The 26181-nt window shown below is 58.2% G+C and carries 22 protein-coding genes; 16 read left to right on the plus strand and 6 right to left on the minus strand.

Annotated features, from left to right (window positions below; all coding sequences use genetic code 11):
• Window positions 1–29 precede the first annotated feature (29 nt).
• Genes AC2FJZ_RS05220 through AC2FJZ_RS05230 form a run of 3 tightly spaced genes read left to right on the plus strand, consistent with a single transcriptional unit; the run spans window position 30 to window position 3880 of the window.
• Window positions 30–806, plus strand: coding sequence for a hypothetical protein (locus tag AC2FJZ_RS05220; protein ID WP_496776321.1), 777 nt, complete (start codon window positions 30–32; stop codon window positions 804–806).
• Between the two features lie 51 nt (window positions 807–857).
• The gene (locus AC2FJZ_RS05225; RefSeq protein WP_050602620.1) at window positions 858–2306 is read left to right on the plus strand and encodes a TrkH family potassium uptake protein; all 1449 of its coding nucleotides are present in this window, start codon (window positions 858–860) and stop codon (window positions 2304–2306) included.
• Window positions 2306–3880, plus strand: coding sequence for a thiamine pyrophosphate-binding protein (locus tag AC2FJZ_RS05230; RefSeq protein WP_496776322.1), 1575 nt, complete (start codon window positions 2306–2308; stop codon window positions 3878–3880). Before AC2FJZ_RS05225 ends, AC2FJZ_RS05230 begins: the two co-directional genes overlap by 1 nt.
• Before the next feature lie 53 nt (window positions 3881–3933).
• On the opposite strand, the gene AC2FJZ_RS05235 is transcribed toward AC2FJZ_RS05230, so the two are convergent.
• Entirely contained in the window at window positions 3934–5673 is a 1740-nt protein-coding gene (locus tag AC2FJZ_RS05235) for a serine protease (RefSeq protein ID WP_496776324.1), read from the minus strand.
• A 207-nt stretch (window positions 5674–5880) separates the two neighbouring features.
• On the opposite strand from AC2FJZ_RS05235, the gene AC2FJZ_RS05240 reads away from it, so the two are divergent.
• On the plus strand, window positions 5881–6810 hold the full coding sequence (locus AC2FJZ_RS05240) for a glycine--tRNA ligase subunit alpha (RefSeq protein ID WP_496776326.1): 930 nt from the start codon (window positions 5881–5883) through the stop codon (window positions 6808–6810).
• A gap of 8 nt (window positions 6811–6818) precedes the next feature.
• On the opposite strand, the gene AC2FJZ_RS05245 is transcribed toward AC2FJZ_RS05240, so the two are convergent.
• The gene (locus AC2FJZ_RS05245; RefSeq protein WP_496776327.1) at window positions 6819–7451 is read right to left on the minus strand and encodes a MarC family protein; all 633 of its coding nucleotides are present in this window, start codon (window positions 7449–7451) and stop codon (window positions 6819–6821) included.
• A 91-nt stretch (window positions 7452–7542) separates the two neighbouring features.
• Between AC2FJZ_RS05245 and AC2FJZ_RS05250 the strand changes: the two genes are divergently transcribed.
• The 9 genes from AC2FJZ_RS05250 to glmM all read left to right on the plus strand — a co-directional run bounded on the left by AC2FJZ_RS05250 (window position 7543) and on the right by glmM (window position 19816).
• Window positions 7543–8067 (plus strand): DUF6446 family protein, encoded by a 525-nt coding sequence (locus AC2FJZ_RS05250; protein WP_496673451.1) that lies wholly within the window; start codon window positions 7543–7545, stop codon window positions 8065–8067.
• 10 nt (window positions 8068–8077) lie between these two features.
• Window positions 8078–9286: a sodium/glutamate symporter gene (gene gltS / locus AC2FJZ_RS05255; RefSeq protein ID WP_496776328.1), complete on the plus strand. Its 1209-nt coding sequence runs from the start codon at window positions 8078–8080 to the stop codon at window positions 9284–9286.
• Between the two features lie 9 nt (window positions 9287–9295).
• On the plus strand, window positions 9296–11515 hold the full coding sequence (gene glyS / locus AC2FJZ_RS05260) for a glycine--tRNA ligase subunit beta (protein ID WP_496776329.1): 2220 nt from the start codon (window positions 9296–9298) through the stop codon (window positions 11513–11515).
• A 90-nt stretch (window positions 11516–11605) separates the two neighbouring features.
• Window positions 11606–14146 (plus strand): putative PEP-binding protein, encoded by a 2541-nt coding sequence (locus AC2FJZ_RS05265; protein WP_496776331.1) that lies wholly within the window; start codon window positions 11606–11608, stop codon window positions 14144–14146.
• A 187-nt stretch (window positions 14147–14333) separates the two neighbouring features.
• Window positions 14334–14975: a cell wall hydrolase gene (locus AC2FJZ_RS05270; protein ID WP_496776333.1), complete on the plus strand. Its 642-nt coding sequence runs from the start codon at window positions 14334–14336 to the stop codon at window positions 14973–14975.
• A gap of 73 nt (window positions 14976–15048) precedes the next feature.
• Entirely contained in the window at window positions 15049–16422 is a 1374-nt protein-coding gene (locus AC2FJZ_RS05275) for a multicopper oxidase family protein (RefSeq protein ID WP_496776335.1), read from the plus strand.
• A gap of 101 nt (window positions 16423–16523) precedes the next feature.
• Window positions 16524–17444, plus strand: a complete 921-nt coding sequence (locus AC2FJZ_RS05280; RefSeq protein WP_496776337.1) for a dihydroneopterin aldolase — start codon at window positions 16524–16526, stop codon at window positions 17442–17444.
• The gene (gene folP / locus AC2FJZ_RS05285) at window positions 17441–18439 is read left to right on the plus strand and encodes a dihydropteroate synthase (protein WP_496776338.1); all 999 of its coding nucleotides are present in this window, start codon (window positions 17441–17443) and stop codon (window positions 18437–18439) included. Before AC2FJZ_RS05280 ends, folP begins: the two co-directional genes overlap by 4 nt.
• Before the next feature lie 33 nt (window positions 18440–18472).
• The gene (gene glmM, locus AC2FJZ_RS05290; protein ID WP_496673433.1) at window positions 18473–19816 is read left to right on the plus strand and encodes a phosphoglucosamine mutase; all 1344 of its coding nucleotides are present in this window, start codon (window positions 18473–18475) and stop codon (window positions 19814–19816) included.
• Here glmM and AC2FJZ_RS05295 read toward each other — a convergent pair.
• Both AC2FJZ_RS05295 and ilvC read right to left on the minus strand, forming a co-directional pair.
• Window positions 19813–20715 (minus strand): DMT family transporter, encoded by a 903-nt coding sequence (locus tag AC2FJZ_RS05295; protein WP_496776340.1) that lies wholly within the window; start codon window positions 20713–20715, stop codon window positions 19813–19815. The two genes, glmM and AC2FJZ_RS05295, sit on opposite strands and share 4 nt — an antisense overlap.
• Before the next feature lie 134 nt (window positions 20716–20849).
• Window positions 20850–21872 (minus strand): ketol-acid reductoisomerase, encoded by a 1023-nt coding sequence (ilvC, locus tag AC2FJZ_RS05300; RefSeq protein ID WP_496776342.1) that lies wholly within the window; start codon window positions 21870–21872, stop codon window positions 20850–20852.
• A gap of 131 nt (window positions 21873–22003) precedes the next feature.
• Here ilvC and AC2FJZ_RS05305 point away from each other — a divergent pair, with 131 nt between their 5' ends.
• Complete coding sequence (locus tag AC2FJZ_RS05305) at window positions 22004–22459, plus strand: Lrp/AsnC family transcriptional regulator (protein WP_496776344.1); 456 nt, start codon at window positions 22004–22006, stop codon at window positions 22457–22459.
• Window positions 22456–22914: an Lrp/AsnC family transcriptional regulator gene (locus tag AC2FJZ_RS05310; protein WP_496776347.1), complete on the plus strand. Its 459-nt coding sequence runs from the start codon at window positions 22456–22458 to the stop codon at window positions 22912–22914. Before AC2FJZ_RS05305 ends, AC2FJZ_RS05310 begins: the two co-directional genes overlap by 4 nt.
• Before the next feature lie 7 nt (window positions 22915–22921).
• Here the strand turns inward: AC2FJZ_RS05310 and hutC are convergent, their stop codons facing one another.
• On the minus strand, window positions 22922–23623 hold the full coding sequence (gene hutC / locus AC2FJZ_RS05315; RefSeq protein WP_496673424.1) for a histidine utilization transcriptional repressor HutC: 702 nt from the start codon (window positions 23621–23623) through the stop codon (window positions 22922–22924).
• Between the two features lie 220 nt (window positions 23624–23843).
• Here hutC and AC2FJZ_RS05320 point away from each other — a divergent pair, with 220 nt between their 5' ends.
• Window positions 23844–24971, plus strand: a complete 1128-nt coding sequence (locus AC2FJZ_RS05320) for an aminotransferase class V-fold PLP-dependent enzyme (RefSeq protein WP_496776348.1) — start codon at window positions 23844–23846, stop codon at window positions 24969–24971.
• A gap of 12 nt (window positions 24972–24983) precedes the next feature.
• On the opposite strand, the gene AC2FJZ_RS05325 is transcribed toward AC2FJZ_RS05320, so the two are convergent.
• On the minus strand, window positions 24984–26180 hold the full coding sequence (locus AC2FJZ_RS05325) for a UbiH/UbiF family hydroxylase (protein ID WP_496776349.1): 1197 nt from the start codon (window positions 26178–26180) through the stop codon (window positions 24984–24986).
• Window position 26181: the final 1 nt, after the last annotated feature.

A 26181-nucleotide genomic window follows, 5' to 3' on the forward strand; every position in this document is an offset into this window, starting at 1 on the left:
CTGCATCGTTTTTACAGGAGAAACATGTAATGAATCCGATTACCCATTCGCTGGAGCTTCAGGCTGCGGCGTTCCGAGTGGCAGGCTACGCGATGGCCAACCAGATGAAGATCATGCAGATCGTGGCCCGGTCCGCAATCGAGCTGCCGATGGCCCCTGTTCATGCGCTGCACCTGGCCGCGTCTGCTCCGGCATCCGTTGCTGAGAAGCCGGTCAAGAAACCGACGGTCAAGGCAAAACCAGTTGCGCCGCGTGTGCAAAAACCGGTGGCAAAAAAGGCTGTGGCTGCGAAAAAACCTGTAAAGAAGACTGTTGCAACTACACCCGAACCCAAACCGGTAGAGTTTTCTGCCAAGCCGCGTGCTACGGCCTCGGCAAAGGCCGAGCCTGCTGTGAAAACCAAACCTGCACCCGCGCCAAAACCGGCCGCTCAGCCCAAGCCGGTCGCAAAATCAGCTGCAACCGTTGCAACACCCGCAAAAAAGGTTGCACGAAAGCCCGCCCCCCGCGCGGCTTCCACCGTCAAGGCGGCCCCGTCCAAACAAACCCCGGCCCAGCCCGTTGAGCCCGCTGCCAAGGCGCTCGAAGCTCAGCCCAAAACCGTTACACCTGTAGAAAAAGCGGTGTCGACCCGGGCGAAACCAGCGCCCCGCACGCGCAAGGCCGCACCGTCGAAACCTGCGCCTTCTGTCGCTCAGTCAAAACCGGCACCGGCGGTCGAGCAGCCCAATCCGCAGACGCGTAGAACCCGTGCGCCGTCTAACCCCCCCGCGATGCCCGGGGCAGGTACGAAATCCGACGCGTAACTCGGATCATCTGCTTGACACGGTCGGGTTGGCGCGCCAACGCTGCGCGTCATGATGGATCTTCGCCCGGTCGGATATGTGATTGGCTTGCTGGTCGCCATTCTTGGGGCGACCATGCTGTTTCCTATGCTCGCCGACATGATCGAGGGGCGGGGGGAATGGCATGTGTTCCTGGAAAGCGCAATCATCACGATGCTGACCGGGTCAGTTCTGGCAATGAGCTGCTCCAACGGCGTGGGCGAGGGGCTGACCATCCGGCAGACCTTTTTGCTGACAACCGGCGTATGGGTCGCGCTGCCGGTATTTGGTGCAATCCCATTCCTGTTTGGTGAAACCGAACTGCGCTTTGTCGATGCCTATTTCGAGGCGATGTCGGGGCTTACAACAACCGGCTCGACCGTCATAACCGGGCTCGACTCGCTGCCACGGGGGCTTTTGTTGTGGCGCGGTATTCTGCAATGGTTGGGGGGCATTGGCATAATCGTGGTTGCGATGGTGTTCCTGCCAGAATTGCGGGTGGGTGGCATGCAAATCTTCCGCTCGGAAGGATTTGAAACCATGGGGAAAATCCTTCCACGCGCGCAAGAGATCGCCGGTCAGATATCCCTGATTTACGTGTTCCTGACCGTTGTGTGCGCGTTGGTCTACGCCGGGCTCGGGATGGGCTTTTTTGATGCCACCGTCCATTCGATGACCACCATCGCGACAGGTGGGTTTGCCAACTACGACGCGTCATTCGCAACCTTCTCGGGGCCAGTGGAATATGCGGCCGCGGTGTTCATGGTTTTGGCGGCACTGCCCTTCGTGCGATATGTTCAGCTTGCCAATGGCCACACCAGTTCTTTGTGGGAGGACAGCCAGATCCGCGTCTTTCTGGCGACTGTTCTGGTGCTGGTCTTGATCATGACCGTCTTTCTGACATCGGTTTTCCCGCGGCACTGGGAACAGGCGTTTCGCGAATCCTTGTTCAACATAACCTCGATCATCTCGGGGACCGGATATGCCAGTGTCGACTATATGGGGTGGGGCAGTTTTCCAGTCATGTTGTTTTTCCTGATCGGGTTGATTGGCGGCTGCGCCGGATCCACGGCATGTTCGATCAAGATCTTCCGTTACCAACTGTTGCTGGCGTCGATCAAAACTCAGATCAAGCGGATCAGGTCCCCGCATGGGGTTTTTGTGCCGCTTTATGACGGACGGCCCGTGGGGCGCGATGTTCTGACCTCGGTGATGAGCTTTTTCATGTTCTTCGTTCTGTCGATGGGCGTTTTGTCCTGGGCTTTGGCACTGACTGGCCTTGATTTCATCACGTCCGTGTCCGGGGCAGCGACCGCTTTGGCCAATGTCGGTCCCGGCCTGGGCAGCCAGATCGGACCGGCAGGTAATTTCGCAGGCCTCAACGATACGGCCAAATGGCTGCTGACAATCGGAATGCTGGTTGGGCGGCTTGAACTTCTGGCCGTTTACGCAATCTTCACAACTCAATTCTGGAGAAACTGATGCAAAGACCCCTTGGCGCACAGTTGTCGCATATGCTCAAGGATCGTGGCGTGGATGTGATTTTCGGCATTCCCGGCGTCCATAATCAGGAAATGTATCGTGGCATCGAAGAGGCCGGAATTACCCATGTTCTGGCTCGACACGAGCAAGGGGCCGGGTTCATGGCCGATGGCTACGCGCGGGCAACCGGCAAGCCCGGTGTCGCCTATGTCATCACAGGCCCTGGCCTGTGCAACATCATGACACCGATCGGTCAGGCCTATAGCGATTCCGTCCCGATGTTGGTGTTGTCTTCGTGTCTTGACGAAAAGCAAGCTATGCGCGGTCAACTGCACCAGATGAAAGATCAGCGCGCTGCGGCCGGGACGGTTGCAGATTGGTCGGTGCAGGCGGACACTGCCGCAGCAGCATACAGTCTGGTAGAACGCGCCTTTGAAGAATTCGAGTTGTCGCGACCGCGGCCCAAACACATTCAGGTGCCGATTGCACAGTTAGAGGCTGATGCTGAACCGGCGCCATTCCCCAACCAGCCTGCGCTGCGCACCAAGGCGTTGCCGCTTGACGTGTCTTCGGTTGTCTCGATGCTGAACCTGTCACGCAAGCCCTTGTTCATCTTGGGTGGAGGGTGCAAATCCAACGACTGGCGACAGATTTTGACGCAGCTGGGGGCTGCCTGCTTTACTACCTATGCCGGGCGTGGGTTGACGGGTGTGAACTATCCGCTGGATTTCGGGCCCATGCTGCCGCGCCCCGGAAGCGCCGAAGTAATTGCCTCGGCAGATCTTGTAATTGCCGTGGGCGCAGAGCTTGGAGAGGTCGATTTGTGGCGGCATGAGTTGGGGCACAAGGCGACGCTGATCCGTGTGGATCTGGACCCTGAGGTTCTGTCTGACCGCCATCGTGCCGCAATCAAGCTTCAGACCGACAGTCAGAGCTTTGCCCGCGCCTTGTGGCAGGCGACCGAGAACATGAAGCCAGCGACAGGCTGGTCGCCCGACGAAGTGGCCGAGGCGCGCGCACGCTGGCGCGCCGAGGTGGACGCGGAACGACCCGGAATCGTGCCGATCGCAGACGCATTGCGTGAAGCGATGCCGGCTGACACCATGATTTATTCTGATATGACCCAGTTCGCCTATGTCGCGAAAGAGGTCTGGGATGTGGCCTATCCTCATCATTGGCATCATCCAACGGGGTTTGGCACACTTGGTTACGGGTTGCCTGCCGGAATAGGCGGGGCAGTTGCACGGCGTGGAAAACCAACGGCAGTTATCGCCGGGGATTATGGGTTTCACTACACGATGCAGGAATTGGGTGTCGCGGTTGAGCTGGGTCTGTCTCTGCCAATCATCTTGTGGGACAACGGCAAGCTGAAAGAGATTGAAGACAGCATGGTGCGCAGCCAGATCGCGCCTAATGCCGTGGTGGCTCGAAACCCGGATTTCTGTAAACTCGCCGAGGCCTTTGGTGCGCGTTCCGTGGCACCTGAGACATTGGATGAGATGCAGGGCGCAGCTCGTGCGGCTTTTGACGCGCCGGGCCCAACTCTGATCCACGTGACGCCGGATATTCTGTAACAAAAAGCGCCGCGTGGTTGCGCGGCGCCTTGGGCTTTTCAAGCAGGAACGAGTCAATCCCAGCAGTGCACCAGAACCGTCATGCCTGTCGCGCGGCGGTTCAGTTCGTTGGGTGAGATTTGCGTGGTTTCTTCGCTTGACTGACCGGACACGCCAGCCTTCGCTAGGATTTCCGTCAACCGCTCACCAGTGGCCGCCAAACTGACCGAAGCAGGCAGGCTGCGCCCTTCAGACGGTGTGGGCAACAGCATCCCGACAACGTTGCCGCTGTCATTGAAAACCGGGCCGCCCGCATCGCCGGGCTGCGCGTTCAGGGCCAGGCGTTTAACACCTGTCTCGCCATTCAGGCCACGCACATCGGCAACTTGTCCGTATGTCAGTGTCGGGGCACCCAGGGCACCCTGATAAGAAAAACCTGAGACCGCAACGTCAGATTGAAGACTCGGCAGAGCCGGGCTGAAAGCGGCCACGCTCATGGGGGCCAGTGCATTGGATGGGCGCAGAACCGCGACTCCTACTTCGTCATCGGCCATGGCAAGCTGCACCTCCTGATCCCCGTCCAGAGTGATCCGGGTGCAGTTCTCGACGGCTTCCGAAACTGTCAAAACGGTTCCCTTCTCATCGGCAAAGAAACCAGAGCGGGACAGGCGCGGTTTGCGGATTTGCAAGCCGGACACCAGATCGATGTTTTGCGCGGCATCTGCACCTGCGGCGGCATCGAGCACCGCGTCGGTGGTGGTAAAACTGGAGGCCATAGCCGAAAGAACTCGCACACGGCGTGCCTCGTCGCCTTCGGGCCAGACCAGTGAATACCCTTTGATTTTGCCGTCTGTCAGGCGTGCCCGTGTAAAGGACACCACGCCATTTCCACGCCCTTCAAGGGTGAAGCGGTCTCCTCGCAGCTCACGCGGGCCGTTCAGCGGAACGATTTCCAGCGACTGCATGACCTCATACAGGGCGCGCAGGGTGCGCTTGTCACCGTCCTGGCTGATCAAGAGGGCTTTGGCGTTCAGCTCGGATGCGCTGTTGAAGTGGGCAAACGGAGCTTCATAGCGATCAAAGCGGACAGCATCCAAAGGCAAGTCCATCGTGATCCCTGCAGCGTCATCGGAATATCGGGCCATCCCAACGCTGGTCAGCGGCGCGTTATAGTCGTCCATCAAGGCTTTGCGCTGCGACGTGGTTAGCACGCCGGTTGCCTCGAACCCGTTAAAACGTTGCCAATCACCCATTGAACGGCGCGTTCCCTGACCAAAGGCCCCGTCGATGGTAGAGTTGTAAAACCCGGCCGCCTGCAACGCCGTTTGCAGATCCTTGCGGTCCTGCGCGGTCAGCTGGCGTTCGGATTGCAGGGCCTGTGCGCGGGTTTCATCCACGTCCTGAGTGGGCGCGATTGTCAGAGTGTCTTCGGCCTCAGCAACCGGCGCAACGGGTGCCGCGACAGAGCCACGGTTCAGCACATTTGCACCGATAGGCCAGAACTGTTGCCCGAGCCCGCCGGAAAAGGCGATGAAGCTGTCACGGGGAATCTGACCTTCGGATCGATACACCCGCAGCACCTGTTCGGCGTCCTGGCGCGCATAGGGGCCGATAACGATTGCGTACCAGCCGCTGTTCAGGCGAAAGCCGTTCACGTCGGGCAGAGCACCGGCGTAGGCTTGCGCGCGATCCTGTGCTTCGCGCAAGGACGGTTGCGCCTCGACCTGCACCCAGACGCCCTGATCTTGTTGAGCGGACGCGGCGCGCAGCCCGACCAATAGAAACAATAGAATTGCTGTGAATACGCGTTTCATAATCTGCCCGTTTATTTGCAGTGTTTGTGCTTTGGCGCAGAGTACGCGATTTCAGGTGTCAATTGCCATGCCGCGAATACGGGGAATTTGCGGTGTGGCCGCGCAGATACAGCCGTGGGCCAAAGCCCCGTTGACGCCCCTTGGCCCCTTGCATAGGAAGGGCCAAACCGACCGGAACCGGGCGCAAGGATGCCCAGAGGGAATGCAATGACCGAACCGAACAGCGCACCGCGTTCATTCCAGGAGATTATCCTGCGGCTTCAGACCTATTGGGCCTCGAAAGGTTGCGCGATTCTGCAACCTTATGACATGGAAGTCGGGGCAGGGACGTTTCATCCCGCGACCACTCTGCGTGCGCTGGGATCCAAGGCTTGGGCCGCAGCCTATGTTCAGCCCTCGCGCCGTCCGACGGATGGTCGTTATGGCGAGAATCCAAACCGGTTGCAACATTACTATCAGTATCAGGTGCTGATCAAACCAAGCCCGCCCGATCTGCAGGAACTGTACCTGGGCAGCCTTGAGGCTATCGGCATCGACATGGAACTGCATGATATCCGGTTTGTCGAGGATGACTGGGAAAGCCCCACGCTGGGCGCCTGGGGTCTGGGCTGGGAAGTCTGGTGTGACGGTATGGAAGTCAGCCAGTTCACCTATTTCCAACAGGTGGGTGGCCATGATTGTGCACCCGTCTCGGGTGAGCTGACCTATGGTCTGGAGCGTCTGGCCATGTATGTGCTGGGCGTCGATCACGTTATGGACATGCCGTTCAACGACCCGCAATCGCCCAGCCCGTTGAAATACGGTGACATCTTCAAACAAACCGAAGAGGAATACGCCCGCTGGAACTTTGATGTTGCCAACACCGAAGTTCTGCTGCGTCATTTCGAAGAGGCCGAGGACGAATGCGCCGCCATTCTGGCACAAGAGCACGACGATCCAAAAACCGGCAAGCGCATTATCATGGCTCACCCGGCTTATGATCAGTGCATCAAGGCCAGCCACATCTTCAACTTGCTGGACGCGCGAGGGGTGATCTCGGTGACCGAGCGACAGGCTTATATCGGCCGCGTGCGGGCGCTAGCAAAGCAATGCGCGGATGCGTTTGTTCAGACCGAGGCGGCCGGGTTCCAAGCCTGATGGGCCAATCAGGCCAGCCCCGGCAACAGTGTTTTCAGGCCGTCCGCGATCATGCCGATCGCGATGGCCGACAAGATCATGCCCATAAAGCGGCTCATAATCACGCGCGCGTTGCCCGAAAGGCGCTCGGCCAGCCATGCCGCATTCCAGAACGTGATCAACAAAAGGACAACGACCGACAAGAAAACACCCGCGAAAACAACTGCTTCAATGGGATTTTTCACGTGATGCGCATACAGGATCAAGGTCGTGATAGTTCCGGGGCCGACAAGTATGGGAAAGGCCAGAGGATAAAAGGCAACTGTCTCAGCCGCGAGGTATTCTTCTTTCTCGTCATCCGTTCCGTGGTGCGAACTGCTTTCGTTGCCGTTCAGCATGTTCAAGCCGATCATCAGGACGACCAGACCGCCGGCAACTCTCAGGTGATCGACGGTTATGCCAAACAAGCCAAGCGCCTGACTGCCGACGGCTGCAAACGCTCCGCCAAGGATAAGACAGTAGAGGGACGTCTTGATCGCAACCTTGCGTTGGTCGGTTGCCGAAAGACTCTGCGTCACGCTCAGAAAAACGGGCAGGTTCGTCACCGGGTTCATAATGGCAAAAAGCGCGCCGAAAAATCCAACGGCAAGAGTGGTATCCATACTGTTCACCTCGGGTCGTTCTGTTCTGCGGTGAAACGTGGCCTATTTCTGAAGCACTTGGAAGTACCTGCATAAAGGGAAGCATCGAAAGATGACTGGAAAAATTCTGGCACTCATCCTGCTCATGTCTGCAGCTATTGCAGGCGCTGGCATGTATTATCTGCAGGTCTACGGCTATTACTATGATGTTGAGCCCACTCCAGGCAGGGATGTAGTTCTGTCCGTTGACGCAACTCAGGCGCCGGTGGCCATTTCCTATTCTTCGTTTCAGGCCATTGACGCAGACAGCTCTCCGATCCGGTTCCGCGCGTGTTTTGAAACCGATGTCGCGCTGGAAGAACTGCAGGCCACCTACCTTCAAGCAGACGAGACAACGCCACTGACCGCACCCGGCTGGTTTGACTGCTACGATGCCGCGGCCCTGGCCGAGAACCTGAAATCCGATAAGGCGCAGGCATTCATCGGCCAAAAAAACGTGCATTACGGTGTTGATCGCATCGTGGCGGTTACCGAAGACGGCCGGGGCTTTATCTGGCACGTTCTGAACAATTGCGGTGAAAAGGCTTATGACGGTACGGTCGTCGGAGAGGAGTGCCCCCCGCGCCCTGAATACTGAGGAGATCGCCTTGGCCGACGCTGTAACAATCCCGGATTTCATCACCGCAACTCTGGGCTTTGCAGTCTATCTGCTGGGCGCGCGGATCAACAGCAAGGTCGTGGTGCTGCGACAGTTCAATATTCCCGAGCCCGTCACCGGTGGGCTTTTGGCATCACTTGTCGTTCTGGCCCTATATCTTTTGTTCAACCTCGAACTGTCCTTCGAACTGAACACCCGAGATTCTCTTCTGGTTCTGTTTTTTGCCGGGATCGGTCTGAATGCCCGGTTTTCTGATTTGATAGCAGGGGGTAAGCCTTTGCTAATTCTTCTGGTTTTGACGCTTTTGACGATCATCGCGCAGAACGTGATCGGGGCGGCGGGGGCGTCTTTGTTTGGCTATCCGGCGCAAGCCGGGGTTTTGTTCGGATCCGCCGCACTGATCGGCGGACATGGAACGGCAATTGCCTGGGCACCCGAAGTTGCGCGCGCGACCGGATTGGACGGCGCAACCGAACTTGGCGTTGCGGTGGCCACGCTGGGCCTGGTTCTGGCAGCTTTGGTCGGTGGCCCAATCGCGCGCCTGTTGGTCGAATCCCGCAACCTGACCCCTGATCGACCCGATGAGGAACATACTGTGGGGCTGCCCGACGACGAGCCTGGGGCCTCGGGCATAGACCATATGTCAATCATGCGAGTCCTGCTGCATCTGAACCTTGCGATCATCTTCGGCTATATACTGGGCGAGGCGATTTCCGCTGCTGGACTGAAATTGCCGTTGTTCGTGCCGTGCCTTCTGATGGGTATCGTGATTTCCAATCTGCGAACGGCTTTGGTGCCGTCCGCCCCACCTGTTGCGCGCACGCCCTCGCTGGCCCTGATCTCGGAGTTTGCACTGGGCGCGTTTCTGGCTATGTCCCTTATGAGCCTTCAGCTTTGGACAATTGCCGAATTGGGGATGGCGATTGCGGTGATCATGTCGGCGCAGACGCTGTTTACTGTTGCCTTTGTGATCTGGGTGCTGTTTCCGCTCATGGGTTCAAGCTACCGCGGGGCGGTTCTGGCAGCGGGTTTCGGGGGCTTTGCATTGGGGGCCACACCCACCGCTATTGCAAATATGACCGCCGTGACCAAGCGATATGGCCCATCGCCTATTGCCTTTATTGTGCTCCCCCTTGTATCCGCCTTCTTTGTGGATATCGCAAATGCCATCGTCATCCAGACGATCGTCAATTTCTAAGGACCGACAATGCCTGACCTGCTGATCGAACTGTTTTCCGAGGAGATTCCCGCGCGTATGCAGACCCGCGCCGGTGAGGACCTGAAAAAGCGGATTACCGACGGTTTGGTCGAGGCCGGTTTGACCTATGCCGGGGCCGCCGCCCTGACCACGCCGCGTCGTTTGACGCTGGCGGTCGAAGGGCTGCTGGCAGAAAGCCCCACCATTCGAGAAGAACGCAAAGGCCCCAAGGTTGGCGCGCCGGACAAAGCCGTCGAGGGGTTTCTGCGAGGCGCTGGCCTGACCCGCGATCAACTGGAAGAACGCGACACACCCAAAGGCGCAATTTACTTTGCAACCATCGAAAAAGCAGGGCGTCCTGCGGCTGACATTGTGGCGGAAGTGTTGGAAGCCACCATCCACAACTTCCCCTGGCCAAAGTCCATGCGCTGGGGCAGTGGGACTTTACGGTGGGTCCGTCCGCTGCATTCGATCCTGTGTATCCTGAGTGATGAAGCCGGGTCTCAGGTCGTACCGGTCGAGGTTGAAGGCATCACATCCGGCGATACCACGGAAGGGCACCGTTTCATGGCACCCAACCGTTTTGCCGTTACATCGTTTGAAGATTATGCCGCCAAGCTGAAAACTGCGTTCGTCGTGCTGTCGCCCGAGGAACGGGCCGAGCATATTTGGAACGACGCACAGAACATGGCCTTTGCCGCCGGTCTGGACGTGGTCGAAGACAGGGGCCTGCTGGCCGAAGTCGCCGGGTTGGTGGAATGGCCCGTGGTGCTGATGGGAAAGATCGACGACGAATTCCTCGATCTGCCGCCCGAGGTGCTGCAAACCTCGATGAAGGAACACCAGAAGTTCTTTTCCGTGAAGAACCCTAAAACAGGCCGGATCGAACGCTTCATCACCGTGGCCAACCGCGAAACCGCCGACAATGGCGTAACCATTCTGGCGGGGAACCAAAAGGTTCTTTCGGCCCGTTTGGCGGATGCGAAATTCTTCTGGGAGAACGACCTGCGTGTCGCCAAGTCGGACATCGCTCAATGGACCCGAGCGTTGGAGAACGTGACCTTCCACAACAAACTGGGCACACAGGCCGAGCGCATTGATCGCATCGCCGCGCTGGCCCGCGAACTGGCCCCGGTGGTCGGGGCAGATGCGGATCAGGCAGACAAAGCCGCGCGTCTGGCCAAGGCTGATCTGAACTCCGAGATGGTTTATGAATTCCCCGAACTTCAGGGGCTTATGGGTCGGTATTACATCGAGGCCGCAGGCGAGGACACCGCCGTGGCCGCCGTGGCGCAGGAGCATTACTCGCCGTTGGGGCCGTCGGATGATGTGCCGACCGCACCGCTGTCGGTGACCGTGGCGCTGGCCGACAAGCTGGACACGCTGACCGGGTTCTGGGCAATCGATGAGAAACCGACCGGCTCGAAAGACCCGTTTGCGCTGCGCCGTGCGGCGTTGGGGATTATTCGGCTGGTTTTGGATAACAATCTGCGTGTCAGTTTGGACCGCTTTTTTGATAGCCAGTTAGTGCGGGCAGAGAGCGCCATCAGTGAGGCGCTGCCGGACGCAAATGTCCGCGACCTTCTGGAGGAGATTGCGGATCACGGTGTATTTGGCGGGGCTTTTCAGGCTGTCAAAGAAAGAATTGGCGGATTGCCTGCGGCGGCATTTCTTGAGTTAGAGAAAAAGGTTCCTGACGCATCCGATGACCTCCTCTCCTTCTTCCACGATCGCCTGAAGGTCTTCCTCCGCGACGAGGGTATCCGTCACGACATCATCGACGCCTGTATCGCGATGGATGGCAATGACGACCTTAACCTGCTGGTCAAACGCGCCCGTGCTCTGAATGAGGTGATCGCGACCGAGGATGGCGAAAACCTCGTGCAGGGATTCAAGCGTGCCAACAACATCCTGACTCAGGCCGAGGAGAAGGACGGGGTTGAGTACTCCTATGGCGCGGATGTGAAATTTGCCGAGACGGACAGCGAAAAGGCGCTGTTTGCAGCTTTGGATCAGGCGCAGGCGCAGATCGATCCGGCGCTCAAGGCCGAAGATTTCCCGACCGCCATGGTCGCCATGGCCGCCGTGCGCGGGCCAGTGGACGCGTTCTTTGAGGATGTGCAGGTCAATACCGACAATGACATTCTACGCCGCAACCGCTTGAACCTGCTCAGCCAGATCCGGACGGTCTGTTCCAGTGTCGCCGATCTGACCCTTATCGAAGGGTAAATCTCTGGGCGCGCGGCCATTGCGCGCCCAGAACGCCCTTGCGCGAAGGGCGCAAGCGCTTATGCTGCACGCAAACCAAAAGGTGCTGCAGTGCAGAATAATCCGCATACCACGCTCATAACGACCGACGCGCCGGTTACGGCCAATACCCATGGTGGGCGGGCCAAGTGCCTGCAACGGCTTGTTCGTCTGGACCTGCCGGTACCCCGGACAGTGGCGCTGTCGTTTGATGCCGTCCATCAAATTGCGGAAGGCGAAGTTCCGAACCTGGAGGCGATCCTTGAACAATTTGACCCCGCCTCATTGCTTTGCGTCCGACCAAGCTCTGAGGACCCTGACTGGGGAGGGCCTGGCGCAGTTCTGAATATCGGGATGAATGATGCGCGTTACGTGGACCTGTCCGATACGATGGGCGCAGAGGCTGCCGCGGCGTTGTACCTGAGATTCGTTCAAAGCTATGCCATCCACGTAGCGCGGCTGGACGCGGATGTCTTCGATGATATCGATATGGATGGCAGCGAGGGGCTGGGCCATTCGCTGCGCGCCTATGAAGATGAAACGGACGAGGCCTTTCCCCAAGATAGGGGCGAGCAGTTGATCGGCGTTCTACGTTCGATGGCCCGTGCCTGGGATGGAACATCCGCACGCCTGTTGCGGCAGGCCAAGGGTGCTCCGGCGGATGCCGGACTTGGGTTGGTCATTCAAGAAATGATCCCCGGTGTCGGGCAGGGGGAATGTGGTTCTGGTGTCCTGCAACTGGTCGATTCCACAACCGGAATGCAGCAGATCACCGGTCGTTACCTGAGCCAGAGCCAGGGCCGGGATGCGCTGGGCGAAGATGTTGCCGCGCTGTTTCTTGAAAAGGACCCGCGCGGTCCATCGCTTGAGGAAGTGGCGCCTAAAGCCTTTGCCGAACTCAAGGAACAAGCCGCCTTGATGCGTGAAAAACTGCGTGAAGAGATGCAGGTCGAATTCGTCATTCAAAACGGAAATGTGCATATCTTGGACGGCGTGCGGGTGCAGCGCAGCGCTCGTGCGGCCATGCGGATCGCGGTTCGTTTGGCCGAAGACGGGACCATACCCCAGCAAGAGGCGGTAATGCGCGTGGACCCGCATGCGCTGAACGAGCTTTTGCACCGTCAGGTGCATCCAGATGCGCGGCGTGACGTTTTAACTACGGCTATCGGGGCCAGCCCGGGTGCCTCGACCGGTAGGATCGTATTCACTTCGGCTGAGGCTCAAGCGAGCGCTGCGCGGGGGGAAGCCTGTGTTCTTGTGCGCCGCGAAACTTCGCCCGAAGATGTTCGCGGGATGCACGCGGCTGTTGCGGTTTTGACCGAAAAAGGCGGGATGACCAGCCATGCGGCAGTTATCGGGCGCGGGCTTGGGTTGCCCTGTATCGTTGGCGCGTCCGGCATTCGGTTTCAAACAAAGAAAAAGATGCTGACGGCTCCGGATGGGCGTGTCTTTAAAACTGGTGATGTTCTGACCATCGATGGCAGCTCGGGCCAGGTGCTGGCGGGGCAACCTGCAATGCTCGAGGCTGCGCTGGACGATTGTTTTCAGACGCTGATGGCCTGGGCGGATTCCGAGCGCGACATTGATATCCGGGCCAATGCCGATACGCCTGCCGATGCGCAGACAGCCCGGAATTTCGAGGCACAGGGGATCGGTCTGTGCCGGACCGAACATATGTTCTTTGATCCCGGTCGTTTGATCGTGATGCGCGAAATGATCTTTGCGCAAACGTCATCTGGTAGGGCGGCGGTGCTGGAACGTCTGCTGCCGATGCAACGAGAAGACTTTGTGCAACTTTTCCGGATCATGGAGGGCAAGCCGGTCTGCATTCGCCTCTTCGACCCGCCTCTGCACGAGTTTCTGCCCACCACCAGAACTGGCCAACGCGAACTGGCCGAAGCGCTTGACCTGCCTGTTTCAGATGTTGAACGCCGTGTCGCTGCCATGAGCGAATACAACCCGATGCTGGGTCTGCGCGGGGTGCGTCTGGGAGTGACCGTTCCGGAAATCTATGACATGCAGGCGCGCGCGATTTTCGAAGCCACGCTGGAGGCCCGGCAAAACGGTGCTGCGGTCGTGCCCGAGGTGATGATCCCTCTGGTTTCGGCAAAGCGCGAAGTCGAGCTGGTCAAATCCCGCATCGACACGGTAGCCGCTGCGGTTGCGTCCGAGCAGGGGCAGGAATTCGACTACCGACTGGGTGTTATGGTTGAGACCCCGCGTGCTTGTTTGCGCGCCGAAGAGATTGCCCCGCAGACGGCGTTTATGAGTTTCGGAACAAACGACCTGACCCAGATGACCTATGGCTTGTCGCGCGATGATGCGGGTCGTTTCATGTCAGACTATGTTCGGCAGGGTGTCTTTAGCGAAGATCCATTTCACGTCCTTGATCCGGACGGTGTGGGCGAATTGCTGAAACTGGGTGCCGAACGTGGGCGTTCTGCAAAACCTGACGTGACCCTGTCGGTATGCGGCGAACATGGCGGTAACCCCGAATCAATCGCGATTTGCCGGGATTTGGGGTTTGACTATGTATCCTGCTCTCCGTTCCGGGTTCCGGTCGCTCGGCTGGCTGCCGCTCAACTGGCGATTTCGTCCAGACTTGGGGGTTGACAGGGGCCTGTATCCCAAGGATTAGTGGGGTATCTGGCCACTCGTAGGTGAAGTAATTCTTCACGACGGGCGATTTTCCACTTGCTTTTTTCAAAAGGCTGGACGTTTGCGTCTGGTTGCGTTAGATGCCTCGTCGCGCCCGCCGGGGGAGGGTATGGCGCGTAAAGTGCCTGTGCGAGGTTATCTGATGCTACGTTATATAATGGCTGTTGCCACATTGGCGGCAACCATGCTGCCAAGTGCGTCCTTCGCCGAGAGGGAAGCAACCGAAACTGCCAAGAACGAGCTTGTGGCCCGGAATGAATTGCCGGGGCAGAGCTTCCGTGACTACTTTAAGCTGTTCCAGCCACGCAAATCCGCGGAGCCGGTCGTAGTCACCTATTCCAAAGACTGGCTTGACCAGCAGCCAAAAGCAACCGGTGACGAAAACTGGAAGTGCCTTTCCGAGGCGCTGTATTTTGAGGCGCGTGGTGAAAGCGTGCGTGGACAGTTCGCTGTGGCCGAGGTCATCTTGAACCGGGTCAATAGCGGTCGTTTTCCGGACTCACTGTGCGGTGTAATCCGTCAAGGCACCGGCAAAAAATACCAGTGCCAGTTCACATACACATGCGATGGCCGCAAGGAAGTCATCCATGAGAAGAAAGCCTATGAGCGCGTGTCGAAAGTGGCCCGTGCTGCTATGGACGGTGCGGCGAAAGAGCTGACCGAGGGGGCGACCCATTATCACACCACCGCAGTGCGCCCATCCTGGTCGCGAGTTTACAAGCAGACTGCGCGGATTGGTGTGCACATCTTCTATCGCCACAACTATCGGACAGCGAGCAACTGATTGACGCACCCGCGCTGGAAGCTTGATGGCGCGAAACAAGTTGCAGTCTATATTACGGGCCAGGAGGCCCGTAATGCTTTTCACCCGAAGACACGTTCTGAAAACTGCTGCCGCAGCTTCGTTGCTGCCGCTTGCGGCCCGGGCCGCGTATCCGTTGCTCGAAGCGCGCGAGACCAAGCAACTTGTAGCGCCCGATGGGTTTCCTGAAACGACGGTTTGGAGTTTCAATGGCTCTGTCCCTGGAGCGACCATAAGGGTCGGGCAAGGTGCGCGTGTTCAGCGCAGGCTTGTGAATCAAGTCCCTCAGCCGACCTCGGTCCATTGGCACGGAATCCGAATAGACAATGCCATGGATGGCGTACCCGGACTCACACAAGACGCAGTCGAAACGGGGAGCTCGTTTGATTACGACTTTGTTGCTCGTGATGCAGGCACGTATTGGTATCATGCGCATAACCGGTCAATGGAGCAGGTTGCGCGCGGCCTTTACGGGCCGCTGATCGTTGAAGAGGCCCGAGCGCCAGATATCGATCAGGACCTGATTTTGATGTTGGATGATTGGCGGCTCGATCCAGAAACCGCAGAGATTACAGACGATTTCGACAATGGCCATGACCTGAGCCACGCTGGCCGGCTTGGAAACCTCGTCACTGTTAACGGATCGTTTGATCCTGCGTTTTCTGTGCAAAGACATGATCGCCTTCGACTGCGATTGATCAATGCCTCCAACGCGCGGATTTATGATCTGAAACTCGACGGCCTGTCGGGATGGATCGTTGCCTTGGATGGGATGCCGCTGGAAACTCCGTTGGAGTTGTCTGGGTCGTTTCCGCTGGCACCTGCACAGCGCGCGGACCTGATTGTCGACGTCATCACCGAAGGCGACACGGCAAGCCTGGTTAGTATCGAAAGAGACGGGGCCTTTGGCCTGACGCGTTTCGACGTCGCAGGCAATGCCGCCAAGGTGCAAAGGCAGAATGTGTCTGCATTGCCACCTAATCCTCTGCCAGAAATCAAGAATCTTGAAAGCACGCCTTTGCATAAGATGGTTCTGCAGGGCGGCGCGATGCGTTGGCTGGAAAGCGCTCGGATAGGAGAAACCGAATTGTCGGGCCGCGAGTTGGCACAGTTGGGTCGGTTCTGGGCGCTGAACGGTTATGCCGAACGCCCCGATGATCCGTTCCTGAAAGCCGAAATCGGCAGTCTGCACAGGGTAGAGTTCGTGAATGAAACAGCCTTTCCACATGCAATGCATTTGCATGGCCATCATTTCCGACTGATTTTGGGCGATGGGTCCCTAGGCCCGTGGCGCGACACTGTTCTGGTTGGGCGGGGCCAGACCCGCCAGATTGCGTTGATCGCGGACAATCCGGGCGACTGGCTGTTGCATTGCCATATGCTGGGACATGCCGCATCTGGGATGATGAGCTGGTTTCGGGTCGCCTAACGCCGCAATCGGCGGTTGGAATGGCGCTTGTATGAGTGCTATAGGCCCCGGCAAAGCCTATAGTAGGCAATCTATGCAACGAGCCCAAAAAGGCCTGTCCCATGAGTTCTGAAGTCCGCCTGGCATTCGCACACCCGTCCGAAAGATCCGAGGCAACCTCACCACGAGGTCCGCTGGATCGCATTTCGCTGCGCGATCACATTGTCGAAGTCGAGATCGGTGCCTTCCAGGCCGAGCGGGGAACGACCCAACGTATTTGCTTTAACATCGTCGTCGAGGTGCGCCCGCTGACCGCTGATATTGACGACGACGTGGATCGTATCCTGTCCTATGATCGCGTCACCGAAGCGATTGCCTTTGAGCTGGCGGCGGAACGTCTGAATCTGCTTGAGACGCTGGCCGACCGTGTCGCCGAGCGTATCTTACTTGAGCATCAAGCCGTAAGGGTCTTTGTTCGCATTGAAAAACTGGACCGTGGTCCGGGCGCGCTAGGTGTTGAAATTGTACGTGGAAAGGACTCGATTCATCATGAAATGGTCGAGGAAGAACGTCCACATCCGCGCCTGGTTTACCTGTCGAACGAAGCGATTGCCTCGGACAATCTGACGGGGTGGATCGACCAGTTGGAAAACCGTCAACGCCCGTTGATCCTGTGTGTTGGGGCGGCGGACCTCGCCGCTCCGCAGACCGGCCACGCGATGACGCAGAGACGGATTGATCTACTGACCATTGAACAGAATGCTTGGGTTCTGGCGGCACGGGATCACCGTTGTGTCGTGGTCTCGACCCGGACGGAACTGGATTGGGCCATGAAGAACGGCCAAATCTGCGTCTGGGCCCCGTCCAAGATCGTGTTGGATGCGGTGGACGGTCCATCTGCCGCACCATCGAATGCTGTGGCCCTCGCTGCTTGGTTCGCGGCGACCTTTGAAGCCAGCGAAATGATGGTGATCGGCGGCGCATTGCCGAAAGAGCCCAAAACGCCGCTGCGCGCAGTGGCCGTGGATCAAGCCCAGCTGTGAGCGTTTATTTCAAGCCACTGGTTCAACATGGCTCGACCCGGCCTTCCGGTGCCCAGCCGCTGGCGGGTCAACCGCTTTGGTTCACCCATGTTGAAGCTCTGCGGCGTGGGGCTGAACCCGTGATCGTAGCGGCTTCGGACGTTCCGTCGGACCATCTGAGCCGTTTGACCCAAGCGCGGGCTGACATCGCGGGTCTGGATATGCAAGTGCCGCATATCATGGGTATTCTGAATGCCACGCCGGACAGTTTCTCGGACGGCGGCGTCCATAGCTCGGCTGAGACTGCCCGCGCGGCGGCGGTTGATATGGTGGTGCAGGGGGCCGGCATTCTGGATATCGGTGGCGAATCGACCCGTCCGGGTGCGGATTTTGTACCTGCAGACAAAGAAATCGCCCGCACGCGACCGGTGATCGAAGCGATCCGGGCGGAAACGGACGCTCTGATCTCGATCGACACGCGCAAAGCCAGCGTCGCCCGCGCCGCGTATGAGGCCGGAGCGGGGCTTGTGAACGATGTCTCGGGTTTTACCTATGACCCTGATCTGGCACCGTTCTGCGCGGCGCAGGGCGCACCTGTTTGTGTCATGCACATGCAGGGCGATCCCGCCACGATGCAGGACAATCCGCATTACGACAATGTCTTGCTGGATGTGTATGACTTTCTGGACAACCAGATTGCACTGCTAGAGAGGTCGGGCCTCAGTCGGGATCTGATCATCGTTGATCCGGGAATCGGGTTCGGCAAGACTGAGGATCACAATCTGACTTTGCTGCGAAATCTCAGCCTGTTCCACGGTTTGGGCTGCCCGATCCTGCTGGGCGCGTCGCGCAAAGGATTCATCGGTTCCATCGGGCAAGAGCCTCGCAAGACAGCGCGTGCGCCGGGATCAATTGCTGTTGCACTGGCAGGATTGTCTCAGGGCGTGCAAATCATCCGTGTTCATGACGTGGCCGAGACCTCTCAGGCCTTGCGCCTATGGGCTGCTGTCCGGTAATCCGGTCTCACGACAAATCACGGAGTGACACGTATGCGCAAGCTGTTCGGAACCGACGGGGTGCGGGGCACCGCCAACACGCATCCGATGACGGCAGAAATGGCGTTGCGCATCGGCGCTGCGGTCGGGCGTTACTTTCGCCGTGACACGACAGGTGTGCACCGGGTTGTCATTGGCAAGGATACACGTCTGTCCGGTTACATGCTCGAAAATGCGCTGACGGCCGGTCTGACCTCGACGGGTATGAACGTATTGCTGCTAGGCCCCGTGCCGACACCGGCGGTTGGTCTTATGACGCGATCTATGCGCGCTGATCTTGGGGTCATGATCTCGGCCAGCCACAACCCGGCGGAAGACAACGGGATCAAATTTTTCGGGCCGGATGGCTACAAACTGTCTGATCAGGCCGAGATCGAGATCGAAAAACTGATCGACGAAGGCGTCCGGCCCGCTCAAGCCCAAAATATCGGTCGGGCGCGTCGTGTCGATGATGCACGGTTTCGCTATGGTGAACGTGTGAAATCATCGTTGCCCCGTGACGTGAGTTTGGATGGTCTGAAAGTGGTCATCGATTGCGCAAACGGCGCGGCCCACCGCACTGCACCCGAGGTTTTGTGGGAACTGGGCGCTGATGTCATTCCGGTTGGCGTTGCGCCCAACGGCAAGAACATCAACCTCAATTGCGGATCGACAAATCCGCAACTGGCCGCAGAAACGGTTGTGGCCCATGGGGCAGATGTCGGCATTTGTCTGGATGGTGATGCAGACCGGGTTGTTGTGGTCGACGAAACCGGTCAGGTGGCCGATGGCGATCAGCTTATGGCTCTGCTGGCGACGGCATGGAAAAAATCGGATCAGCTGAAAGGCGACGCCCTGGTGGCGACGGTGATGTCCAATCTGGGCCTCGAACGTCACCTGACACGGCAGGGATTGCGTCTGGAGCGCACCTCGGTCGGGGACCGCTATGTGGTCGAACGGATGCGCGAAGGCGGGTTCAACCTTGGCGGCGAACAATCCGGCCATATCGTGATGAGCGATTATGCCACCACCGGTGACGGATTGATGGCGGGCCTGCACTTTCTGGCGGAAATGGTTCTTTCGGGGCGCAAGGCGTCGGATCTGTCGAAACAGTTCGAAACGGTGCCTCAGCTTCTCAAGAACGTGCGTTATACCAGTGGGCAAACCCCGTTGGAGGTTCAGAGCGTTCAGGCTGCCATCGCGGATGCCGAAGCGCGGCTGAACGGGCAGGGCCGGTTGCTGATCCGCAAATCCGGGACCGAGCCGTTGATCCGAGTGATGGCTGAATGTGAAGACGATGGGCTGCTGACCCAGGTTGTCGACAGTATCGTGGCCGAGGTCGAAGCTGCAGCGGGCTAGTGCCCGAACAGAACCTTGCGCAGGCTGAACCACTGGCTGATGGCCATGCCGGTCAGGATCAGGGTCAGTGCGATGTAAAAGCGTAGGGGCAGGGCCTCGGACAGGATCCAAGCGCCAAACACCATCGACCAGATCGGCACTTGGTAGTTCACCAGTGTCAAGAAAACCGAACCGGCGCTGCGGGTGATCGAAACACGCAAGAGGGTGGCGAAAGCGGTTGGAAGCAATCCCAACACAATCAGAGCGATCGTCGGGCGTGGCCCTTGCCATGTTGGCAGACCTTCGGTGACCAGCATTATGGGCAGCAAAAGAACGGCCCCCACAACCAGTGTCAGGGCGGCCAACACCAATGGGTCAACCGGTGGGCAGCGTCGCGTCAGCACAGATGAGCTTGCGTAACATAGGGCTGCTGTGATGCAGGCCAGTTGCGCGATGGGTTCTGTCCCTTGGCCCAATTGTGCAAGGCCCGGGCCGATCAATACCAGAGCGCCCGAAAACCCCAGGCAAACTCCTAGAAAACGGCGCAGGTTCAGGGGCTCGTCCGAGAAGAAATGGGCAAGCGGCAAAACCATCAGCGGGATCGCCGCCATAGACAGCCCCGCGAAGGCCGAGGGCACAAATTGCTGACCCCAACTCAGCAGCATGAAAGGCACGGCGGTAGACAACACGCCGATGAGGACAATCGAAATACTGAGCGCAGGCGTCAGAACCGGCAGCTTGCGACCGGTTGCCCACATCATCAGAAGCAAGGTCACAGCGCCCAGCGTCGTCCGTGAGGTCGCAACCGTAATCGGGCCGTAGCCTTCAAGCGCCATGGCGACGACCATGAAGGTCGCGCCCCAGATCAAGCCCAGCGTGAAGACGCCGCTCCAATCCTGTTTCGTTGGCTGATGCACCATTGGTTTTCCTGTCGGGGCCACGGGAATGCGCGAAAAAGATAAATCTGACCGAGTGTTTATGTTCCGCACTGCTTTATTGTGCAAACGAAAAAGGGCGGCCACTGAGGCCGCCCTTATGCTGACAGAGGTCAGACTTAGTTCTTTTCTTTGTCGACCATTTTGCCGGCCGAAATCCACGGCATCATGCCTCGCAGTTTGGCGCCGGTTTCTTCGATCATGTGCTCGTCATTGGCACGGCGCGACGCTTTGATGGTCGGCTGGCCTACGGCGTTTTCCAGCATGAAGTCGCGAACGAACTTACCCTGCTGGATATCGTCCAGTACCGCTTTCATGCGTGCTTTGGTTTCGTCGTATTTCAGGATACGCGGGCCGGTGACGTACTGGCCGTATTCTGCGGTGTTCGAGATCGAGTAATCCATGTTGGCGATGCCGCCTTCGTAGATCAGGTCAACGATCAGCTTCACTTCGTGAAGACACTCGAAATAGGCCATTTCCGGCGCGTAGCCGGCCTCGACCAGTGTCTCAAAACCACAGCGGATCAGTTCGACCAGACCGCCACACAGGACAGCCTGTTCGCCGAACAGGTCGGTTTCGCACTCTTCACGGAAGTTGGTTTCGATGATACCCGAGCGGCCGCCACCGATGGCCGAGCAGTAGGACAAGCCAATTTCCAGCGCTTTGCCGGTTGCGTCGCTGTCCACGGCCACGAGGCAGGGTACGCCGCCGCCTTTAGTGTATTCGCCGCGCACGGTGTGGCCGGGGCCTTTGGGGGCCATCATGATAACGTCGACGCCTTCTTTCGGCTCAATCAGGCCGAAATGGACGTTCAGGCCGTGGGCAAACGCAATTGCTGAGCCCGGCTTGATGTTGTCATGGACGTATTTTTTATAGGTCTCGGCCTGCAATTCGTCGGGCATGGTGAACATGATCAGGTCACACCATGCGGCGGCTTCCGCGATGTCCATGACTTTCAGACCCTCGGCTTCGGCTTTCTTGGCCGATGCAGACCCTTCGCGCAGCGCGACGACCAGGTTTTTGGCACCCGAGTCGCGCAGGTTCAGCGCATGAGCGTGACCTTGCGAGCCATAGCCCAGGATAGCCACTTTTTTGTCTTTGATCAGGTTGATGTCGCAATCGCGATCGTAATAGACGCGCATTTCGCCGGTCCTTTCTGGTTAGATTGCGGCGGTTTTACCCGCTCAATCGCGTGTTGGCGATAGGGTTGGGCTTGAGTATTTGTAAAAAAGGTGAAGAATAATTCTTCAAAACCGACAAATGTGAAAAATTGATGCTTGATGACATTGACCGTCGCATCCTGCGCCATTTTCAGGCAGCCCCAAGCCTGACCACTGCGGAACTGGCCGATCTGTGCCGGATCAGCGCTGGGGTCTGTTGGCGGCGGATCGAAAAAATGCAGGCGGCCGGGATCATCGAAGGACAAGAGGCCGTGATTGACTGGACCGCCATGGGCTATGCGGTCGAAGTCTCGCTTCGGGTCACGCTGGACAAGACACAGGCGCGGGCCTTTGACGATTTCACCGAAGCGGCGCGTAGCGTGGCCGAGGTGGTCGAGATCCAGACCTTTCTGGGGCGCGTGGATGTACGCCTTTCTGTGATTGCCAAGGATATGAACCATTACCAGCAGCTGTATCGCGACCGTATTCTAACCTTGCCCCATATCGCCGATATCGAAGCGCTGATGCACATCGCGCGGGTCAAACGGGATGAGGTGTTGCCGGTATGATTGAGTTGGACGAAATTGACCGCCGTCTGCTACGTGCCCTTCAGCAGGACGCAACCCAAAGTGCAGGTGCCCTGGGACGCAGGTTTGGATTGTCCCAACCTGCCACTTGGCGGCGGATTCGGCGGCTGGAAGAGGCAGGGATCATCACGGGACGGCGGCTGCGTTTGAACGCAGAGGCGCTTGGGTTTGGCGTGACGGTTTTTTTGGGGGTAAAACTCGGACGCAAGGGGCAGATCAGTCTTGAGGATTTCGAGCGCGCCGTAAGCGCCATTCCCGAGGTGCAGACTGTGGAACATGTTCTGGGATTGTATGACTATCGCCTGCGTGTCGTGGCGCGGGACTTGTCCGATTTCGAACGCGTGTTGCGACGACGGATCATGACTTTGCCCGGTGCAGGCGATGTTGAGGCAAACGTTTTGCTGAGCGAAGAACGTTTGCCTGGACCTTTGGGTTGAAGAAAACTCAGTATTTGGTGCGGATACAGAACCCGGGATGGTGCGTCATGCGGGCGAATGTCAGCGGTTTGTCTTCTTTCCACGTGGTACGTTCCATCTGAATCATCGATGTGCCCGTCGTGGTGCCCATGTATTCAGCCAGTTTACCGTCCGCGGAAATGGCGCAAAACGCGATCTCGGCCTTGGTGAAAGGGGCTGCGTTTAGTAGCCATTCATGTGGCCCATGTTGGCTGAGGTCCGCGTTTTCCACATCCGGAACCGCGTCGATATTGATCCAGCGTTCTTCCAGCTGAAATGGTCTGTTGTCTGCGTAGTGCATACAAGTGACATGCAATACGCGCCCATCAGGGGGCAAATCCAGCTGTGACGACAACCAGCCGGGGCTTTCCGCCACGTTCCGTTCGACCAGCGCGTAGCGATAGTTTGCGTTCTGGCTTTCGACCACTTGCCGGGCCAGCGAAAATTCTAGCTTGGCATGTTTGCTCGGCTCTTTCTTGACACGTGTGCCGCTCTTGCGTTTGCGTTCGACAAAGCCTTGTTCCGCCAACTCCCTCAGGGCCCGGTTGACCGTGGCACGTGCGCAATCGAATTCTTCTGCCAGCTGCGTTTCGGTTGGCAAAAGCGATCCTTGTGGCCAGACACGACTTTCAATACGTCGTTTAACTTCGTCTCGAACGGACTGGAAGCTGATCCGCTTTTGTATAGTCACGGGTAGAATTATCCCTTCAAGTATAAAGTGTATGCATCTGTTCAGAAGCAAGCAGAAGTGTAAAGGGGAAGGTGACACTGGTTGGCGTCATTTTTTGTAATATGGCATATTTTTCACAGAGATAGCCTAATTTCCCTAACGTCAATTTTTGCGACGTTAGCACTTTACGCGCAACGCTAATGAGACCAAACTTCTGAGGATGTTATTGAGAGGAAATGTAATGCCAGCCTTGTTGGAAGCCGTGGACCCGAACGGGCTTGAAGAATTTTCGGTCGTCTTCACCGATCGTTCGCTGAATCACATGTCGCAGAAGTTTCAGCACGTGATGCGCGACATCTCGGACATGTTAAAGAACGTGTACAAGGCTGACGGCGTCGCTGTCATTCCCGGGGGCGGAACCTATGCCATGGAAGCGGTGGCCCGGCAGTTTGCGCGTGGAGCAGATGTGCTGGTGGTTCGAAACGGGTGGTTCTCGTATCGCTGGAGCCAGATTATCGAAAGCGGTGCTCTGACAAATTCGGTGACCGTCATGAAAGCGCGGGAGACAGGCAATGCCAGCCCATCACCTTTTGCGCCTGCTCCGATTGAAGAGGTTGTCGACGCGATTCGTGAGCAGAAACCGGGGGTCGTTTTTGCGCCTCATGTCGAAACCGCGGCGGGTGTTATTCTGCCGGATGATTATGTTACTGCACTGGCAGAAGCCGCGCATGAGGTCGGTGCGCTGATGGTGCTGGATTGCATCGCATCCGGCTGCGCTTGGGTGGATATGAAGGCAACGGGCGTCGATGTCTTGATTTCTGCCCCGCAGAAGGGGTGGAGCGCGTCACCATGTGCTGGTCTGGTGATGCTGTCCGAACGGGGCGAGGCCCGGTTGCAAGAGACTGAGTCAGACAGCTTTGCCGTTGATCTGAAAAAGTGGCGTCAGATCATGCAGGCTTATGAAAATGGCGGTCATGCCTATCACGCAACCATGCCGACCGACGCGTTGCTGGCCTTCCGCGATACCATGACAGAGACGCGGGACTACGGGTTTGAAAAACTGCGTACAGCGCAATGGGCGTTGGGTGACGGTGTGCGGGCAATGCTGAAGGACAAAGGTATCGTTTCGGTCGCAGCGGATGGTTTCGGAGCACCTGGCGTTGTCGTCAGCTATACGTCGGATCCCGAAATCCAGAACGGCAAGAAATTTGCCGCGCTGGGGATGCAGATTGCTGCCGGTGTGCCCCTTCAATGTGATGAGCCCGACGGGTTCTGCACCTTCCGTTTGGGTCTGTTCGGGCTCGACAAGCTTTATGATGTGGATGGCACTATTGCGCGTCTCAAACGTGTATTGGACCAGGTTCTGTAAACTGACCGGGCCTTAGCGGACGCCGAGGCCCATCTGCATCAGCGTTTTACGAACAGGCGGAAGGGAATAAAGCGCGCTCAACCCCATGGCCCGCACGTCGCGCAGCGGACGCGCCTCGATCATCGAGGCGCGGTTCAACAGGTCGATGCCCTTGACCCGCATCTCAACCTCGGTGTGGCGGGCTTTGTGATAGGCGTCCAGCATCTGGGCGTCACCCAGACCATCGGGGCGGGTCTGCGCCAAATCCAGCAGACAGCGCAAATCGCCCAAAGACATGTTCAGCCCCTGAGCGCCAATCGGCGGCACGACATGTGCGGCTTCAGCCATCAAAGCAATTCGTTCACCGGCCAGCCGCTCGGCAGACTGGCTGATGATAGGCCAGATCGTCCGGCGCGACGCCAGCTTCAAGGGGCCGAACAATCCGCAGGACCGCTCGGTCATTGCGGCTTCAAAGGCTTCAGGCTCGAGGTTCAGAAGGTCGATGGCCTTCGGGCCACGCTCCATCCAGACAATGGCTGACGAAGGCTGCCCTTGCCAATCCGGCAAGGGGACCAGCGTGAAGGGCCCGCCCGATCTGTGAATCTCGGTCGAGACGTTTTCATGCGGAATGGGGTGGGTGACCGCAAATGCCAGCGCTTTCTGACCATACCGCGTTGTGTGAACCGATATGCCGGCGGCCTCGCGCATGGGGGACGAGCGGCCATCGGCGGCCAGCACCAGTTTACACCGGACGCGGCTGCCGTCACTTAGCCCCACACGCGCTTCGGCGGTTCGGGTGAACAGGCTGGTCGTCCCGGTGCCGGGGCGGAAATCGACATTGGGAAGCTCGGCCAATCGCGCCACCATTTCCCGGCGCAACAGCCAGTTGGGCAGGTTCCAGCCAAATGGTTGATCGGAAATGTCGGCGGCATTGAAATCGCGCACAACGCGCGGTTCGGGCACGTCGCCACCGGCGTCAACGATGCGCATGATTTGCAATGGTGCAGCGTGGGCGCCCAGACGCGTCCAAAGCCCGCATTGCTCCAACAAACCACGAGCGGGCTGTAGGAAAGCGGTGGTGCGCAGGTCTGATCCATCCACATCCCGCTCGGTAATCGGAGGGGTCGGATCGACGCAGATCACGTCAAACCCGGCTGTTCCGAACACCGCTGCTGCGGTCAGACCGGCAATTCCGCCGCCGGAAATCAGGATGTCACAGCTGTCAGTCATG

The organism is Ruegeria sp. CDSA079, assembly GCF_059612245.1.

Bases quoted from the DNA above. Each gene is read 5' to 3' on its own strand.
- AC2FJZ_RS05245 (WP_496776327.1), bottom strand. From the start codon at position 7,451: ATGGATACCACTCTTGCCGTTGGATTTTTCGGCGCGCTTTTTGCCATT.
- AC2FJZ_RS05270 (WP_496776333.1), top strand. From the start codon at position 14,334: ATGCTACGTTATATAATGGCTGTTGCCACATTGGCGGCAACCATGCTG.
- glmM (WP_496673433.1), top strand. From the start codon at position 18,473: ATGCGCAAGCTGTTCGGAACCGACGGGGTGCGGGGCACCGCCAACACG.
- AC2FJZ_RS05240 (WP_496776326.1), top strand. From the start codon at position 5,881: ATGACCGAACCGAACAGCGCACCGCGTTCATTCCAGGAGATTATCCTG.
- ilvC (WP_496776342.1), bottom strand. From the start codon at position 21,872: ATGCGCGTCTATTACGATCGCGATTGCGACATCAACCTGATCAAAGAC.
- AC2FJZ_RS05275 (WP_496776335.1), top strand. From the start codon at position 15,049: ATGCTTTTCACCCGAAGACACGTTCTGAAAACTGCTGCCGCAGCTTCG.
- AC2FJZ_RS05325 (WP_496776349.1), bottom strand. From the start codon at position 26,180: ATGACTGACAGCTGTGACATCCTGATTTCCGGCGGCGGAATTGCCGGT.
- AC2FJZ_RS05250 (WP_496673451.1), top strand. From the start codon at position 7,543: ATGACTGGAAAAATTCTGGCACTCATCCTGCTCATGTCTGCAGCTATT.
- AC2FJZ_RS05235 (WP_496776324.1), bottom strand. From the start codon at position 5,673: ATGAAACGCGTATTCACAGCAATTCTATTGTTTCTATTGGTCGGGCTG.
- AC2FJZ_RS05305 (WP_496776344.1), top strand. From the start codon at position 22,004: ATGCTTGATGACATTGACCGTCGCATCCTGCGCCATTTTCAGGCAGCC.
- AC2FJZ_RS05225 (WP_050602620.1), top strand. From the start codon at position 858: ATGATGGATCTTCGCCCGGTCGGATATGTGATTGGCTTGCTGGTCGCC.
- AC2FJZ_RS05295 (WP_496776340.1), bottom strand. From the start codon at position 20,715: ATGGTGCATCAGCCAACGAAACAGGATTGGAGCGGCGTCTTCACGCTG.
- glyS (WP_496776329.1), top strand. From the start codon at position 9,296: ATGCCTGACCTGCTGATCGAACTGTTTTCCGAGGAGATTCCCGCGCGT.
- AC2FJZ_RS05320 (WP_496776348.1), top strand. From the start codon at position 23,844: ATGCCAGCCTTGTTGGAAGCCGTGGACCCGAACGGGCTTGAAGAATTT.
- AC2FJZ_RS05280 (WP_496776337.1), top strand. From the start codon at position 16,524: ATGAGTTCTGAAGTCCGCCTGGCATTCGCACACCCGTCCGAAAGATCC.
- AC2FJZ_RS05230 (WP_496776322.1), top strand. From the start codon at position 2,306: ATGCAAAGACCCCTTGGCGCACAGTTGTCGCATATGCTCAAGGATCGT.
- AC2FJZ_RS05310 (WP_496776347.1), top strand. From the start codon at position 22,456: ATGATTGAGTTGGACGAAATTGACCGCCGTCTGCTACGTGCCCTTCAG.
- AC2FJZ_RS05220 (WP_496776321.1), top strand. From the start codon at position 30: ATGAATCCGATTACCCATTCGCTGGAGCTTCAGGCTGCGGCGTTCCGA.